This is a genomic window from Vibrio sp. Hal054 (genome assembly GCF_037162405.1).
Lineage (GTDB): Bacteria > Pseudomonadota > Gammaproteobacteria > Enterobacterales > Vibrionaceae > Vibrio > Vibrio diazotrophicus.
Genome location: NZ_JARLUT010000002.1, coordinates 353,229 through 369,859, shown reverse-complemented (window position 1 = coordinate 369,859; position 16,631 = coordinate 353,229). Strand labels below are relative to the sequence as shown.

Annotated in this window: 18 protein-coding genes and 1 pseudogene; 7 read left to right on the top strand and 12 right to left on the bottom strand. The window is 40.7% G+C overall.

Annotated elements, in window-relative coordinates; all coding sequences use genetic code 11:
• Positions 1–46: 46 nt before the first annotated feature.
• Together P4S58_RS17675 and P4S58_RS17670 are read right to left on the bottom strand one after the other, a co-directional pair.
• Positions 47–541, bottom strand: coding sequence for a DUF1097 domain-containing protein (locus P4S58_RS17675; protein ID WP_042487143.1), 495 nt, complete (start codon positions 539–541; stop codon positions 47–49).
• A 234-nt stretch (positions 542–775) separates the two neighbouring features.
• On the bottom strand, positions 776–1,681 hold the full coding sequence (locus tag P4S58_RS17670) for a LysR substrate-binding domain-containing protein (RefSeq protein ID WP_042487146.1): 906 nt from the start codon (positions 1,679–1,681) through the stop codon (positions 776–778).
• Positions 1,682–1,900: 219 nt separating this feature from the next.
• Here P4S58_RS17670 and focA point away from each other — a divergent pair, with 219 nt between their 5' ends.
• A complete protein-coding gene (focA, locus tag P4S58_RS17665; RefSeq protein WP_042487149.1) occupies positions 1,901–3,352 on the top strand; it encodes a formate transporter FocA in 1,452 nt (483 codons plus the stop codon).
• Between the two features lie 79 nt (positions 3,353–3,431).
• Here the strand turns inward: focA and P4S58_RS17660 are convergent, their stop codons facing one another.
• The 3 genes from P4S58_RS17660 to P4S58_RS17650 all read right to left on the bottom strand — a co-directional run bounded on the left by P4S58_RS17660 (position 3,432) and on the right by P4S58_RS17650 (position 4,976).
• Positions 3,432–4,001 (bottom strand): YceI family protein, encoded by a 570-nt coding sequence (locus P4S58_RS17660; RefSeq protein ID WP_042487152.1) that lies wholly within the window; start codon positions 3,999–4,001, stop codon positions 3,432–3,434.
• Positions 4,001–4,537 carry a cytochrome b gene (locus P4S58_RS17655; RefSeq protein ID WP_042487416.1) on the bottom strand — a complete coding sequence of 179 codons (537 nt, stop codon included), beginning with the start codon at positions 4,535–4,537 and terminating at the stop codon, positions 4,001–4,003. Before P4S58_RS17655 ends, P4S58_RS17660 begins: the two co-directional genes overlap by 1 nt.
• A 190-nt stretch (positions 4,538–4,727) precedes the next feature.
• Entirely contained in the window at positions 4,728–4,976 is a 249-nt protein-coding gene (locus tag P4S58_RS17650; protein WP_042487155.1) for a DUF2164 domain-containing protein, read from the bottom strand.
• Between the two features lie 201 nt (positions 4,977–5,177).
• Between P4S58_RS17650 and P4S58_RS17645 the strand changes: the two genes are divergently transcribed.
• The 3 genes and pseudogenes from P4S58_RS17645 to P4S58_RS17635 all read left to right on the top strand — a co-directional run bounded on the left by P4S58_RS17645 (position 5,178) and on the right by P4S58_RS17635 (position 7,850).
• A complete protein-coding gene (locus P4S58_RS17645; protein ID WP_042487157.1) occupies positions 5,178–5,813 on the top strand; it encodes a hypothetical protein in 636 nt (211 codons plus the stop codon).
• 107 nt (positions 5,814–5,920) lie between these two features.
• A pseudogene (locus tag P4S58_RS17640) lies at positions 5,921–6,708 on the top strand (lipase family protein).
• 347 nt (positions 6,709–7,055) lie between these two features.
• Positions 7,056–7,850 (top strand): EAL domain-containing protein, encoded by a 795-nt coding sequence (locus P4S58_RS17635; protein ID WP_042487164.1) that lies wholly within the window; start codon positions 7,056–7,058, stop codon positions 7,848–7,850.
• A 49-nt stretch (positions 7,851–7,899) separates the two neighbouring features.
• Here P4S58_RS17635 and P4S58_RS17630 read toward each other — a convergent pair whose 3' ends face one another.
• The 5 genes from P4S58_RS17630 to P4S58_RS17610 all read right to left on the bottom strand — a co-directional run bounded on the left by P4S58_RS17630 (position 7,900) and on the right by P4S58_RS17610 (position 10,806).
• Positions 7,900–8,478, bottom strand: coding sequence for a DJ-1/PfpI family protein (locus P4S58_RS17630; protein ID WP_337164961.1), 579 nt, complete (start codon positions 8,476–8,478; stop codon positions 7,900–7,902).
• Between the two features lie 9 nt (positions 8,479–8,487).
• Positions 8,488–8,955: an OsmC family protein gene (locus tag P4S58_RS17625; RefSeq protein WP_102969069.1), complete on the bottom strand. Its 468-nt coding sequence runs from the start codon at positions 8,953–8,955 to the stop codon at positions 8,488–8,490.
• 72 nt (positions 8,956–9,027) lie between these two features.
• Positions 9,028–9,459, bottom strand: a complete 432-nt coding sequence (locus P4S58_RS17620; protein ID WP_102966841.1) for a MazG nucleotide pyrophosphohydrolase domain-containing protein — start codon at positions 9,457–9,459, stop codon at positions 9,028–9,030.
• A gap of 68 nt (positions 9,460–9,527) precedes the next feature.
• Positions 9,528–9,908: an STAS/SEC14 domain-containing protein gene (locus P4S58_RS17615; protein ID WP_102966842.1), complete on the bottom strand. Its 381-nt coding sequence runs from the start codon at positions 9,906–9,908 to the stop codon at positions 9,528–9,530.
• Between the two features lie 235 nt (positions 9,909–10,143).
• On the bottom strand, positions 10,144–10,806 hold the full coding sequence (locus tag P4S58_RS17610) for an SH3 domain-containing protein (RefSeq protein ID WP_102963939.1): 663 nt from the start codon (positions 10,804–10,806) through the stop codon (positions 10,144–10,146).
• Between the two features lie 138 nt (positions 10,807–10,944).
• Between P4S58_RS17610 and P4S58_RS17605 the strand changes: the two genes are divergently transcribed.
• The 3 genes from P4S58_RS17605 (at position 10,945) to P4S58_RS17595 (ending at position 13,743) form a co-directional block, all read left to right on the top strand.
• Entirely contained in the window at positions 10,945–11,514 is a 570-nt protein-coding gene (locus P4S58_RS17605) for a hypothetical protein (RefSeq protein ID WP_102955261.1), read from the top strand.
• A 239-nt stretch (positions 11,515–11,753) separates the two neighbouring features.
• Positions 11,754–12,998: a glucose-1-phosphate adenylyltransferase gene (gene glgC, locus P4S58_RS17600; RefSeq protein ID WP_337164959.1), complete on the top strand. Its 1,245-nt coding sequence runs from the start codon at positions 11,754–11,756 to the stop codon at positions 12,996–12,998.
• A gap of 289 nt (positions 12,999–13,287) precedes the next feature.
• Positions 13,288–13,743 carry a methylglyoxal synthase gene (locus P4S58_RS17595; RefSeq protein WP_102955263.1) on the top strand — a complete coding sequence of 152 codons (456 nt, stop codon included), beginning with the start codon at positions 13,288–13,290 and terminating at the stop codon, positions 13,741–13,743.
• A 79-nt stretch (positions 13,744–13,822) separates the two neighbouring features.
• Here P4S58_RS17595 and pncA read toward each other — a convergent pair whose 3' ends face one another.
• Together pncA and helD are read right to left on the bottom strand one after the other, a co-directional pair.
• Entirely contained in the window at positions 13,823–14,440 is a 618-nt protein-coding gene (gene pncA / locus P4S58_RS17590) for a bifunctional nicotinamidase/pyrazinamidase (RefSeq protein ID WP_102969067.1), read from the bottom strand.
• Between the two features lie 11 nt (positions 14,441–14,451).
• On the bottom strand, positions 14,452–16,515 hold the full coding sequence (gene helD, locus P4S58_RS17585; RefSeq protein WP_337165824.1) for a DNA helicase IV: 2,064 nt from the start codon (positions 16,513–16,515) through the stop codon (positions 14,452–14,454).
• Between the last annotated feature and the right edge of the window lie 116 nt (positions 16,516–16,631).

The following is a 16,631-nucleotide window of genomic DNA, read 5'->3' as shown; positions in this document are numbered from 1 at the left end:
ATAACAATTGAAGAGAAATATAAGAAATATTGATACTAGCTATTACTCACTGAGCTTGTTCATTTATCACTGAATGGTGAGGTGATTTTTCTGTTGATGCACGTTTATGCAGCCATAACCCACTCGCTTTCATTGAAAAACCAAACGCACCACCTAGCAATAATGATGGAATCACAATTTGCCATTCGCCACTTGCAGCAAACGTGGCACAACAGCCAATAAATGTTCCTGGGATATAACTAAGCCATTGCTTTTTCGCTTGAATACACATCAAGAATGATACGATGCCGGTCAATACGTAGCCAAGAATGTCGATAGACATATACTGAGCACCACTGATAATGACCATCGCCCAGAAAACACCCGTCAGGTTCGTCGCATAACTTTCCAGTAAGCCGCGAACACCATCTTTGGGTGCAGCGAAGTAGCTAGTGCAGCCCAGAAATCCTGCCCAAGAGAGTAAACCAAATGAAACGGCTACCCATCCCCATATGCCAGAAAGGATACCAGTCGTGATTGCGATTGCTAAAAGTGTGCTCATCATACCCTCTAGGAAGCGGCTTTTGCTTGTTAACCGCATCAGTGAATTGAGCATAGATACTAAAGGTAGTGATGTTACTATAAAGTGATGCATATCACATATAAAATGTACACCACAATCTTGTTACACATTTTTAGTGACGCAAACGATAAATCAACACAAACCGTAATGAACCATCTAGTGGCTGACTGCATCAACTTACAAAGATAAAAGTAGAACGTATGAGCAGATATTTTATAGGAAAAGCGATCGCCCTTTCATCATCCTAAAGCCTTCACGCATAATGCATTCTGCTAAAGGGTTTTCGGCCATATCGGCTCGCCAAATAAATGAAAGTGTTCTCTCCATATTTAGCTCGGGCACATTTAACGCAACCAGTTTTCCCATTTCAATGTAACGTTCTACGTCCAAATACGGCAGGCAGGTAAGATAAGGACCATTAGCAACTAGGCTACGAAGAACAGGTACGTGTTCGTATTCTCGCCACACATCCAGATCTTCCACTAAATGGTGAATAGAACTATCAAAAGTTTTTCTAGTGCCCGAACCTCTTTCTCGTAGAACCCATTTGGCTTGTTCTAACTGAGCGAGACTGACCGTGGCACGTTTTGCAAAAGGATGATGTGAAGAAGCAATGACAGTTAAATGATCTCTACACCACTCTTCCTGATGGATACGGTTGTCATCGCTGCGACCTTCGATGATGCCTAAATCAAATTTATAGTCCAGTACACCTTCAATAACCGCTTGGGTACTTTTTACGCTCAGATCGATTCGAATCTCAGGGAAGTCGTTATCAATAATACTTATGAGGTCTGGCACCAAGTGTTCTGCGGGCGTTTGACTGGCTCCGATAGAAATCTCACCACTGACTAATTGCTGATCGTAAAAGCCCATTTCAATCTGCTGAGCGTCTTGTAATAAACGCTTAGCCTTTGGACGAAGCCACATGCCCCAATGCGTTAACGCCATTTGTTTACCTTGGCGTTCAAAGAGCGGGCGACCAAGCATTTTTTCCAATTGTGCTAGTGACATACTTGTTGCCGATTGAGTTAAAGCCAATTTCTCTGCAGCAACACTGACACTGCCAGTGTCGGCAACAGCATCAAATACAGCCAACTGCTTCAGTGAATATCTCATCGCACTCTTTCTCCTTTTACCAAATCCTCTTGCTCTTCTATGAGCATTCGGTTGCATTCTACCGACTAAACACAGCATATCAACATAATTGATAAGGGCTTTTAATATTATCAATTTTACTTAGTGAAACTCCGACCGTTAACCTAGTAACGAATCAGCACATAAGGTGTTGTTTTCTAATAAGGAGTATCACTATGGTTATCTATTGGGAGACCAGACATGGCGTCAACTGAGTCTTACAATCAACATTATTTTTCGCCGAAAGAGATGATGGCGGAAGCTGAGAAATTCGCATTAAGCAAAGCTCAAAAATCAAGCGGAATGACCATAAGTCTTGCCATCATGGCGGGTGCTTTTATAGGCCTAGCATTCTTGTTTTACATTACTGTAACTACCGGTAATGCAAACGCGGAATGGGGCCTGAACCGTTTTGTCGGCGGCTTAGCATTCAGTATGGGCTTAATACTTATTGTTATCTGCGGTGGTGAACTGTTTACCAGCTCTGTGTTATCCAGCATATCTTGGGCAAACAAACAGATTAGTTTGAGCAAAATGCTTGCTGTATGGGGAAAGGTTTACATAGGGAACTTTATAGGTGCGATGTTTTTGCTTCTACTGGTCTCTTCAGCGGGCCTTTATCAATTAGATCATGGTCAATGGGGTCTAAATGCCCTAAATATTGCTCAACACAAACTTCACCACACCACACTACAAGCTTTTTCTCTTGGTGTTTTGTGTAACTTATTGGTCTGCCTAGCTATATGGTTAACCTTTAGCTCTGCAAATGCCATGACCAAGGCCGCGATGACAATTATGCCGGTAGCAATGTTTGTATCAAGTGGCTTTGAACACTGTGTCGCAAACATGTTTATGGTCCCTCTAGGCATAGTGATACATAACTTTGCTCCAGATTCATTTTGGCAACAAATAGGTGTCAGTTCTTCAGCATATTCCGATCTCAACATTCTGCATTTTATAACTTCCAACTTAATCCCTGTCACTCTCGGGAACATTGTTGGCGGCGCAGTTTTAGTGGGACTTGCAAACTGGTCTATTTATAGCCGACCAAAACTTATCTCAGCCCAAATTTCATCAATAACACAAACAACACCAATTTCGTCAGGTAAGGAAACAACTATGAAAAGTACCATTACTATGAAAGACATTATGGATCCAAATCCGTTGACTATCAGTGCAGATATGCCAGTTCAAGCTGCTATCGATAAACTGCTAGATCATCAAGTAAACGTTGCAGCAGTGGTGAATATGGATAATCGTCTAGTGGGTATTTTTTCTGCTCATGATGTGATGGTAGAGCTTTGGTGTCAGAATTACATTCCAGCTAAGGATCAAAAGGTGGTTGATTTAATGTCACGTGATGTTATCGCCATTGATGTCAATGACAAGTTGGTTGATGTTGCCGAGTTTCTTTGCATCGACAGAGAACAGCTTTACCCAACGACAAGCATGGGAATTGCAACACGTCTAAGTACTTTATCAGTTGAAGAACGAGCTAAGAGCATGAAAGTTCAAAAGCCACACCAACTTCCTGTATTAGACAACGGACAGTTTGTTGGAATGATTGAGCGTCATCACGTACTACAAGCCCTTCGTCCAATTTATGGAGAACGTCTAACCGTTGTAGAAGAACAGCAGCTAGAACGTGCATAACAGACAATAACAAAACAAAAACATCAGTTGGCAAAAAAACAAAGCCCCTGCATGCAGGGGCTTTCTTAAATCTTACAAATTACTTTTTAACACCTTCAATATGAAGTTCCATATCTACATAGCTCGCTGGACCCATCACTGCAATATCGAAGTCTTTGAGTTCTAAACGTGTCGAACCTTCGAAGCCAGCTCTTTCACCACCCCATGGGTCTTGACCAGCGCCGATGAACTCAGCATCAATCGTAATGCTCTTAGTGTGACCGTGTAACGTCAAATCACCCATAACATCTAGTTTGCCGTCACCTTTGTCGACAACTTTAGTGCTCTTAAATGTTGCAGTACTGAATTTAGCCGCATCAATGAAATCTGCACTACGGATATGTTTGTCACGTTCTGCGTGGTTTGAATCCAGACTTGTGGTATCTACATTCACCTCAACAGAAGATGCGTTGATGTTATTTGGGTCATAAGAGAATTCTCCATCGAACTTATTAAAGCGTCCTTTAATAAAGCTATAACCTAAATGGCTAACTTTGAAACTGATGGAAGCATGAGCTCCCTTTGAATCAATCACATAATCCGCTGCGCTTGCACCAAAAGATGCAATCATGCTTGCAGCTAATCCAACTGCCAATAACGTTTTCTTCATTACGATACTCCTATCATTTTGCGTAGCGTATTATCTTTACTAATAAAATGGTGTTTAAATGCTGCAAGTGCATGTAACACAGCAACGACGATTAAAGCCCAGGCCGCATAGAGGTGTACAAAACCGGCTAAGTCAGCCTGCCCCTCAAATAGAGCTCCCGCTCCCGGAACGGTAAACCAATTAAACACATCGATCCCACGACCATCTTCGGTTGAAATTAAGTATCCAGAAACAAACAGCACCATCAAATCAAAATAGATAAAGAAATGGGCAGTTTTAGCCATTAATCTCTCTAGTGGTGAACCATCCATTTTGGGTGACACCGTCACACATTTCCAAACAATGCGAAATAGTGTTACTACCGCAAGTAGCAATCCGACAGATTTGTGCCAGTGAGGTGCCGTTTTGTACCAAGTACTGTAGTAAGAAAGATCCGTCATCCAAAGACCGACGGCAAACATTCCAATAATCACCACCGCAGAAACCCAGTGGATAATTCGCGTCACCGCGTTGTAGTGTGTAACTTCGGAACTCATACCTATTTCTCTCATTACCATTATTGATACCATCACTATTGTTGATACCAACATCCAATTAAAACGGTATCACTGGATACATAGTGTTAACAGAGTATTTACCAATATTTACCTTGCCGCTAGCCATACAGATTGAAGAACTTGTTCAGAAAAATCGAATGACTTTAAAACACGAAAACGAGATGAAAGATTAAAATTCGCTTTCTTTTTCAATTTGATAGAGCTCATCTGCGATATCAAGCATTTTTCTTTCGATGACAGATTGAGCGTCAGACAGACCTTTATTGTAATAAACTGGGCCGATCTTATTTGTAACAAACTCTAACAGAAACCATGCATCAAACTGTTCAAGCTCTATGCCTAACTCATCAGCACAGTATTTTTGTAGAGCTTCGGTAAGGCCCTCTTTCTGTTGTTGAGTAAACTCAATATCACTCATCGTCATCTCCCGAAATGAAATTAGGTGCTTATTATACCCAACAAGACTGATGATTTTCACTGAAACACTGCGGCAGTTCAAAATTAGGCAATTAGAGAAACATTAAAATCGAATTTTGGTGAAGTAAAACCATCATTTATCACTAGAGACAAGATGTAACTGTGATAATCTAGCTGAGCTTAAATTATGGAGAATAAGTAATTGTTATTGGACCTGGTCACACAAAGCGTCAATGAATTTCAAACAGACTGCTTGAGATTGTGTGAAAAGCACTATCCTACTATTCATAACAAAGGAATGAGTGAACACCATTTAGGGCTGGCTTTCGCTCGTCGCTTGTCGCGCACCTTAACGGAATTTGGTCACACCTGCGATTATGATTCGATAGAATCAACTCATCATACCGATATGCCTCACCATTTCCGTGTATCTTGTGAAATGGGAACAGTTTGGATACTCACTCATCATTTAGTCAGTGCCGGCAAAACGTGCCGAGACAAGTTAATGAGAGATATTTTTCAGTGGAAGCAAGAATATGCCTATGCTATCCAACCAAACGATCTTCTTATTCTTTTAACGGATCACTGGATAAGCAAAAGTCAAAAAAGCCGTGAATTACTTCACTGGTGGACAGGGCAATTACCCGACGAAATTGATGAGTACAGTGCACAAGGCATAACGCTTTACGAGAGCGATTCACTTTTAACTCAAGCTTTAGAAGCTCGATATCAAATCAGTCCTTGCTACATTAAGTTTGGACATCCATTAAAACACTCGAAAAATCAGCAGTTAGTGAGAAAATACATCCAACTTTATGCGGTATTACAGTGGGGATAACTCTTCCCCATATCCCCTAACCCTATCTTCTCAAAATTTATCCTGCTGTCACTTTTTCTACATATTTCTGACTCATAGTAAATCAAAACCTAACCGTTAAGTTTATCGTGAAAAGCCTAAAGCGCTATCAGTACGAAAGATATGCAGTGCTATGTAATCTCGCTTATCCAAGAATATTCAAACAGACCAATTACGGATTCGATCCAAACGGTCAGCGCATTGTCTATAACCGATTTGGTAAAGTCATGATGCGGGTACTTTGGAGCAAGAAAAGCGAGGAAGTTATTGTTGTGATCAAAGGATCTCATTCACTTTGGGATTGGCTATTAAATCTGGGGATGTGGCAAATTACACCAAAGACACTTTGCACTCATTATCCCATTCATGCTGGTTATTCATACTTGATATTGCAAGAGAGCCGACCGGGCTACAACACCGATAAGCTTGGAGTCTCCGTTTACGAACGATTGTTAAGCTATATTGTTCCTCTGATTGAACTAGGGAAAAAAGTTACCTTTACTGGCCATTCATCAGGCGGAGCAATAGGGACTGTTCTGGCAGACTTAGTTGAGAAGAAATATCCGAAATCAATAAAACGAGTGGTAACGTTTGGTCAGCCAGCTATTGGTGGTTATCAATTTAAAAGACAATATTCGCTGTCACATAAAACATATCGTGTGTGTTGCGACTTAGATATCGTCACATTTTTACCCCCTTGCCATTTTACTATTGGCACGTGGGTAAATTATTGTGGTTACACAACGAAAGAGTTTATGAAAATACACCAACGTTACTCAGGTTAGGTAAAAGTATTGTTTCATGGGCTATAAGACCATTTTCATATCATTTAATGAGTCGTTATATACGAAATAAAGATTTTTTTGACGATCGTTAATAAACATCAAACAAGTAAAGCATCTAAATAGGATCATGTATGGCTAAAAATAAAATTTAAGATCATCATGAAAGCATCAAAATATAACACTTAAATACAACGTAACTACACAATTTTTAGCATCACACACTATATAATATGGCACTTTAATGAGATTCAACTTGTACGAGTTAGGTTTTCTATTTTTACGATCATTAAAACGATCCACGTCGCGATCTTTTGCTATTTTTGATCTCGATATTAATGATTGACAGAATATTAATATCGTCAATACTATGACGTGAATCAAAACAATTTGACGCATGGATGCGTAAATTAAATATTATTTTTGGGATATAGCTGATTCTATGATTCTTATTAATAAACACCAATACGATAAGTACATTCGTTTCGATAACACGGGACAATATGTGGCTCATTATAAAAACATGACGCTACGGAGTGTATTTCAACCCATATTTTCTAGAGAAAAGAGAATTGTTGGTGTGGAAGCCTTGGTCAGAATATATACAAATGGACATAGACAAATTCGTCCTGATTTATTTTTTTATTCGGATCAATATAATCAAGTTGATCAAATTAATGTCGAATTATTAAGCAGAGCGATTCATATAAGAAATTTCGCCAACTCCCCTTTCAAAAACATCAGGCTATTTCTAAATCTGTTACCTTCTGTTGGCCAACTTCTTGTCCAAAACGAAAATTTGTCCTGCCGATTATCAAATCGTATAAATGATCTCAACCTTAGACGTCCACAGATAGTCATGGAAATTGTTGAGCAACACTCAGACGATAATGAATTGCTAAAAGAAGCGACTCAAACCCTTTCAAATTACGGTTTTCACATTGCTGTCGATGACTATGGTTCACAAGCTTCAAACTCTGACCGAGTTGACCTCATCTCTCCAGATATCATCAAATTTGATCGTACCCTTCTGATGAAATATATGAACGGCGATACGTCACCACTGCTTGATGCAATTGAAGTAGCGCAGAATGCTAACGCTAAAACAGTAGTGGAAGGAATTGAAACAGAACAGCAGTTTGAAGCGATGAAAGCACTGAATCTTAATATGTATCAAGGCTATTTTCTTGGCACCCCTGAGCGTGTGATGCCAAGAGTGCAGCTAGCATGTGGCTAAGCTGTATTAATCAGTATTAGCCACAGCTCTCTAACCCAAGCAGTTTAACCTAAACAGTTTTCTGCCAATCATATTCCATTTGTTTTGCAGTATTCACAGCCAAATCCATAGACGCAATTTCAGACACCAAAAACAAACTCATATCGATACCTGCCGAAATGCCAGCTGAAGCAACCAAGTTACCTTGCTTAACCCAGCGTACATTCTCCTGCACATCCAACTTAGGAAAGTCACGCCTTAAATCTGCAATGTCCTCCCAATGTGTTGTAACGGAATGATTATCTGTCACACCCGCTTTTGCTAACAAAAATGCGCCGGTACACACTGAGGCAGCAATCTTTGACTTTGCTGCATGTTGCTTAATCCAGTCGATGACTGTAGGTTTTTTGAGTTCTTCAGTGTGAACGCCACCAACGACGATCAGAAGATCTATGTTGGGGACCGTCTCAAATGAAAAATGAGGCTTCACCTCAAAGCCTCCGCGAGCTTTCACCAAATTCGACTTTTCAGCAAACAAAAACACATTCCAATCGTTGTTCGCTAATCTCTTAGCTGTGCTAAACACCTCAAACGGTCCGGAAAAATCCAAGACTTCGGCATCGTCATAAATGTATATCCCTATGTTCATTCTCATTCCTTAATAAACAATCTGAGTGACGACTTCAGTTTTCACCGAGTTAGCAATGAAGCAGTTGTCGTGCGCCTGATGGTGCATTTTTTCTAGCACTTCGTGGCTTGGGATATTGTCACCAACAAAAGTGACCTTTGGACGTAGAATCACTTTTGTCATAGATTCTTTGTTGTTTTCATTAAGCTCAAGCACACCTTCAGCATCATCAATATACTCGTCGATGACGTAACGCTTTTTAGCAGCGATAGAAAGGAAAACAAGCATATGGCAGCTTGATAATGCAGCTATAAAGGCCTCTTCTGGGTCAACATTCTCTTCCACCGAGTACGGCAAAGGAACAACACTTGGTGAAGGAGACGCGGGAACGGTGATGCCACCATCAAACTCCCATACATGAGCTCGACTATATTTATTATCGCTAAACACTTCGCCATCCTTGCGAAACCACGAAATTTTAGCTGTATGCTTAGACATAGATACTCCCTTTTATCGATAAATAGTGAAACTAGAGGTCAAAAACACCCCCAAATATAATTTTATTTTCAATTATTTACTTAAATTACTGGAAGGTAGGACGCAGCTTTGCAATTCCCATTTTTGCTGTTGTTCAGCCAAAGAAATCTTTTGCCTGGCTTTAATATCGCTCCATAAGAAGCCATTTTCTAGCCCGCTGACTCTCTGTTCAAACTTGATACACGCTCTTTCAAGAACACTTTCTAACTGGATTTCACTCTCAGATTCTAATGCGAGGAGAAGATTCAGGTAGTCCCAAAGCAAATCCCCCAGTTCTTGCTCTAGATAACAGCGACGATTAAGGGGGATTTCTTCTAATACTTCATCAAGCTCTGTACGCATCTCGTTGAGATATGTCTGAGATCCGTTGAACCAATCGCTCGTGGTATCAATGACACTTTTACGCCTTGCAATACTGAGCAACTGCTCAAAGTACATAGACGTCATCGGCGTTAATTTATCCATTATTTCCCTATTGATAGTAACTGAGGATCCTTCCTCAACATGTTTCTGACTAAACTAATTCTTCATCATTAGTTTTTCAGCCACGTTACCGCATCGCTATAACTTTCGAAATATTTAATTTCACCAGAGACAAACCAATTACCGATTTTTGCCGAGACTTCTTGCCATTCTCGATTACCATACAAGGCGATCTTGTCAAAATCTGAGCCATGCTTTAACCCAAGTTTGAAATCATCCCAAGCGGCTCTTAGCTCCCATCCTTTAAGTTCAGTGGCATCGAAAAGTACTTTTACTTTGGGTTGATTTACTTTAATCAAAGCTGCATCGATCATCGGTGAGATAACTTGATAGTCGTCATGGGTAAGACGACCAACGGCTTTGATTGAAACAAAAAACTCATTCTCAATTCTATCTAAACCTATCGATAAACCATGTCTTTCAATACTCATAAGTCCTCCTAAACATTCAATCTAGGAATAAGCGTTAAATATCACCAAGCGATATTCAACACATCATCATTTAAGAGATTAGTTAACAATCGAAGGAATGAGTTGAGCGTAAATCACTTTTTGAACAAACCGTTGTTTTACATCAATCGAGATTAACGCTCAGACAAAACGCAACAAATGGTACGCTGATTGCCAAGATCAAGATGGGAAAGGTTGATAACGCCTACTTAAGTTCTCAATAAAACACTTCGCCTGTACGAACATCCAAATAAATCTTGTCTGCTAGTTTAAGCCCACCACAGTATATAAAATACACATCGCGATCAGCATATTTGGTTGACTTCACCCAGCCACCAAGTTCTTCAAAGTCAACCGGTGAGCAGCTTCCATCGTTAAGTAGTTTGTCCGTCGTTTTTAAAAACATCTCTTCGAATTGCACGAGATCATCTGAAGCGGCAATGTAGCCCTGAATTGTTTTCTTCCGTTCTTCTGCTGTAATCACAGGAGCTTGCTCAACGAGTCCATCCAAAGGAATCCACTCAGCAATTTCAGGCCCACCCTGTTCATAAACAAAGTATGCAGAGACGCGCCCCCAGCCATTTTTCTTTTCTAGTAGACGAACTTTTTCGCCTTTATAAAGATAGCGCTGAACAAAGGCATCTAAATTTGCTGCTTCTCGTATCCCAAGCTTTTCTGCATCAACATAGAATTCCATATTCTCTGGCTTTAAATCCGCAATGTTTTGAGGTTTTACTTCCTCTGTTTTATCTGCTTGATCGTCGACAGCAGCAGCTTGGTTGGCCAATTCTTGTTGAGGTTTGTAGTAAAACAGGTAGTAACCTGCACCGGCGCCAGCAACTCCAAGAAGCAAAAATACAACCATCAGCAATTTTTTCATTTGTATACGCCATACCTTATGGTTTGAGCCCAGAGGATTCTCAATACTTTCTTTTCTTTAACTACAATAATACTAGCCGTGGTGATTATTTGACCACCGCTAGGATTACCACTCTTGTGAGTACATTAGCATTCGACAATGAAACTATCTAAAACGCACTTGATCTCTATAACGACCATTATCTTGATAACTTTATCTTGGCTTACCCATGCGAGCCAGTGTAATGAGCAAGATTGGAACAAAGCGCTTGTTTCTCAACAAGCGTTAGATCGCAAGTACAATTCGTTAGCGCAGAAATACAACAAGTGGTTACCAAGTTTCCAACAGTCCATTTTTCTCCATCTTGAGTTTTCGAACCAAGAACTCACCTATCTATGGGCTAAGAACTCAAATCACTTTCGAAGCAAGATCGATAGACAAATAGAAGCTGCGTTGGAATCACGGCAAAAGATCAGCTCATTAGTCTCATACTTAGATGAGATCTCTGAGGAAGTGACTACGCAAATATCTGCATGGAATAAAATAGGACAAGACTGCGAAGTTGATAGGCTGATAACAAATGAAGTGGCAGCGCAACACTATGTGCAATCTAACAGGCAACTGATACAAGAGTTTACTAACTTTAAACAGCAACTCTTTACAATGAGGAGCTACTACGATCGCGAAATCTTAACCTTGCAAAATATCACTGCACCTTTACCACCATAAGCCATGCCATACATGAGATTTACATTGTAAACTCGACAAAAGATTAAGGGTTTAACTCTATTAGTTAACAGCCACAATAGAGAACTTTTTATAGACAATTATTTGCACCATTTAAAAGCCAAATAGTCGAGCTATTTGCATTATTTTGGTGCATTAGTGTTTTCTCATATAAATGACCCAAGAAAAGACTGGGTATTCAACTTTGGCTCGAAACTTGTACTACTCTCTAAAAAGTGAAAATGAATTGCACATATTTAGGGAGAAATAAGATGCAAGACACCTTAGCGGTAATACTAGCCGGCGGTATGGGTTCACGATTATCCCCCCTCACTGACGATCGTGCCAAACCCGCAGTACCTTTTGGCGGTAAGTATCGAATTATTGATTTTACCTTAACCAACTGCCTACATTCCGGATTACGTCGAATCCTCGTATTGACGCAGTACAAGTCCCATTCCTTACAAAAGCATCTACGAGATGGCTGGTCTATTTTCAATCCTGAATTGGGTGAATTTATCACTGTTGTCCCCCCACAAATGCGAAAGGGTGGAAAATGGTATGAAGGTACAGCAGATGCTCTATTCCACAACATGTGGCTACTCTCTCGTAGCGACGCTAAACACGTCGTCGTGCTTTCTGGCGATCATATCTATCGTATGGACTATGCCGCCATGCTGGAGGAACATAAGGCTAAGGGCGCGAAACTGACGATTGCTTGCATGGAAGTTCCAAGAGAACAAGCGTCAGCCTTTGGTGTTATGGGGATTGATGAAGAGAACCGAATCACTTCGTTTGTTGAAAAACCCAATGACCCACCGTCAATGCCAAATAGCCCCAATTCTAGCCTTGTTTCTATGGGGATATACATTTTCTCTATGGATGTACTTAAACAAGCACTGCATGAAGACTCTGAAGTAGAAGCTTCTACGCACGATTTTGGTAAAGACATCATTCCAAAACTCATTGAAGGCCGAAGCGTCTATGCGTATGAATTCTGTAATGAGAAAGGACGTGTTGATCGTGATTGCTATTGGCGCGACGTCGGTACCATAGATTCCTTTTATGAAGCCAATATGGATCTATTGGAGCCAGTTCCGCCGATGAACCTTTATCAAAAGAACTGGGCGATTAGAACTTATGAACCGCAGCTTCCACCTGCCAGAACTGTCTCTTCAGCAACTGGCAATGAGGGGATTTTCATCAACTCCATCATTTCTAACGGAGTTATCAACTCTGGCGGTTCAGTTCATCACTCGATCATTTCTGGAAGTGTAGTGATCAATGACAGTGCTACTGTTGTCGATAGTATCTTATTTGATGATGTTGAAGTTGGTGAAGGATGCCAGCTTGTAAATTGCATTATTGATAAGCACGTGAACATACCCCCCAATACACAGATAGGATTAGACTCTAAGGAAGATGCTAAACATTTCACAATTTCTGAAAAAGGTATCGTCGTCGTTCCTGAAAGTTATAAGTTTTAGCAACAAATAACATATTGGACTTCCTACAAAACTGGCTGGCTGTTCGACACTGTATCCGGCTAGTTTTGCATACCATTCCCATCTCTTCCCCGTTCTAAGTTCTGGTGTCTCAAAATATTTGATGATGAAACACATGCAACCAGAGATTGTCACAATTTAACCAATTGAAACCTGTATCATGGTTTTAAGGAACGAATAGGCGAAATAACAACATTTTCAATAAAAGAGATTGAATAACCACAGGTATTTCGTTATTTAAGTAACAAATCCAATTGTTGGGAACAAATAGATGAAAATAACAACCCGCACAATGGCTGCGTCAAAACACGTAGCTCTTGTCGCACATGACAACTGTAAACCTGAACTTCTACGCTGGGTAAAAGAGAACAAAGAAAAACTACAGGGTCACTTTCTATACGCTACTGGTACCACTGGTAACATGTTGAACAAAGAAACTGGCCTACCTATCAAAAGCCTTATCAGTGGCCCAATGGGTGGCGACCAACAACTAGGCGCATTGATTTCTGAAGGTAAAATTGATGTATTAATTTTCTTCTGGGATCCGCTTAATGCAGTTCCACATGACCCTGATGTTAAAGCATTACTGCGTATTGCTGGAGTTTGGAATATTCCTGTTGCAACAAACCGAGCAACAGCCAAATTCCTGTTTAGCTCAGAATTCATGGATAAAGAAGTGAGTATCGAGATCCCTGATTACCAAGCTTACTTAGCAGAGCGTCTATAACCAAATATGCAAAATCCCCTTCTCAGGGGATTTTTTCTTGATAAAAACAACGTTCTAGATAACAAACAAGGCAAGGTAACTAACCCGCAATGTCATCCGACTGGATGAGTTTGCAACCAGCCTGCTTCATTTGCTTCCAAGCACTTTCTACATCGCCTTGCGCCATTTCTACGCCTCGGCAAGCATCTTGAACAACCGAAGTTTTGAATCCAAGAGAAACCGCATCTAAGGCCGTGAACTTGACACAGTAATCTGTTGCGAGACCAACAATTACTAACTCTTTAATTCCTCGTGAATTTAAATAGTCTGCCAATCCCGTCGCTTGAAGTCTTTGGTTGTCGAAAAAGCCGCTGTAGCTGTCAATCTTAGGGTTGGTTCCTTTGTAAATGACCTTTGTAATCGCCTCAACATTGAGACCAGAAATGAACTCCGACCCTTCGCTGTCCTGAACACAGTGATCTGGCCACATGATTTGCGGTATACCATCTAAAACGATCACTTCCCCAACCTTCTGATCATTAGAAGAAGCGAAGCTTGAATGCCCGGCTGGATGCCAGTCTTTAGTTGCAACAATGTGTTTGAAATGAGGAATTAGCCGATTAATTACGGGGACAATTTGGTCACCATCCGCAACAGGTAAAGCACCCGATGGTGAAAAATCATTTTGAACATCCACTAATAATAATGCTTGGGTCATATGGAATCCTTTTAACTTTTCTTAGTCACTGGATAATCGCCATTCAACAACTCCTGCACAAACACTGAACCATTTCCGGTATAAGTAATCCATACTTTCTCACGTGCACGAGTCATTGCTACATAAAATAATCGTCTTTCTTCTGCAAATGCAAAATTGTCATTAGAGGCTGTCAATGCGCCATCAAGGTGTAACGCTTTAACTCTCGCAGGGAACTGCCCTTCATCCACAGAAAGAATAATCACATAATCTGCTTCTTTACCTTTGCTGGCATGACAGGTCATAAATTCTAACTTAAGTGATAAGAAACTGTTTTGCCAATCTCGCAACAGTTCAGGTTTGTGGTAATGATTACGGCCAAGTAAAAGTACCGTTTTTACGCCTGATGCTTTGCGATTTAAACCATCTAAAATTTTCTCAACGCTGCTACTCGGCGATAGCACTACCGCTTTGCTACTTTGTGTCTTCACGCTGTTGAGTGTCTTTTCACGTTGCTGTGGGTTTTGCTGAACAAAACGATTCGCCACTTCACCCAACTTATCGTTGAAACGGTAGGTTGTATCTAGATGATGCACTGTCGAATATGGCATACGTGATTCGAAATCGGTGGTGAGATCGACATCGGATCCCGCGAATTGGTATATCGATTGCCAATCGTCACCAACCGCGAACAAATTGCACTGGTTTGTATTCTGTTCACACAAAGCTTGAATCAGATCCAAACGCTGCGGTGATATATCCTGATATTCATCAATCATGATGAACTTCCAAGGAGCAGCGAACTTCCTTTTCGTCACATAATTCGTAGCACGACTGATCATGATGTTGAAGTCGATGTGGTTGCTTTCTTTGAGCATTTCTTGCCAAGCTTGATAGCAAGGCCAACATAGAGCGAGTTCACTATTAAGACGAGGATAATCAGGATGCTCAACCAAACGCTCTTGGACCGACTTTTTCGATATGCCAAGTAAGGCCAATTGGTCTAACTGTTTCTCAAGCCAAGCAATCAATTTTGGGTTCTCGACATGGCTGCCGAGTTCATCATCTCCCGCCAGATATGCAATTGGCCATTGTGATAAATGTTTTTGCCAACGCTTAAAGTTTGTCGGTGTCATCCAGTGGCGTTTAAGCCAGTCGATACACCATGCCTTCTTAAGCTTTTCATCTAAAGCAATTGGTGAGATAACGGCATTACCACCATCAACCTTGTTTAGAATACTCAAGCCAAGTTGATGGAATGTGTTTACTTGGATCTTCTCTGCCGCTAAGCCTATTTTGTTCTTTAATCTCTGCTCCATTTCACCGGCAGCGTCACGGCCAAAAGCGACCAACAAGATATCTTCGGCTTGGGCTAAATGGCTCTGTAAAAGATAAGCGACTCTAGCGGTGAGCACGCTTGTTTTACCTGAACCTGCACCCGCTAAGACGAGGTTGTGATCATCATTGAGTAACACGGCATGCTGCTGAGAAATGTTTAGTGGTGAAGACTCAACCTGATTGAACAAAACTTCCCAGTTCAATCTTTCATTTTCAATCCAACGACTGTTTCTTTCTAAGAGTTGGTCAGAAGTATTGAGTATCCAAGGTGACAAACTAGCAATGTGTTCGGGCAAACGCTTATGCGCTTCTTCTAATGACATACCCATGGTAGTCAAATCGTCGTAAACGCGATTAACCCAGCTATCCACTAGCGAATGCGGTAAGAATGAAGGTAATCGAACAAGGCGCGTTAGCTCTTGCTGCCATTGTGGTAGATACTGGCTCAACTGAGCACATTGTTGATTGTGCCAATTTTGATAGATAGCAACAGCTTTGTGGGCAAATTGGCGGCAATCAGGCCAAGGTAACCCCTGAACTAACCAAGTTCGCTGTTTACCATTTTCTTCATGTGCGAAGAATTGAAGTGCTCCCCAAATGGCACCACGTTGAATTTTTACTTTTCCATTCCACACGTTAAAAGGAATATGCTCTTCAGTCATTAACGATGAGAGAATGACACATTCATTACCAAGCTCAACTTGATTATATTCACTAGAAATAAAAAACTGTGCAGTCTTATTTGCTCTCAGCTGCATTGATATTTGCTCTTTGAATTCGTTGCCAACCATCATACCCTAACCACTTAGCGTGAAGCCAAAATAATGTCAATAATGTTTGATGTTTACTTTGTGCTCGCATGAGATTATTTATG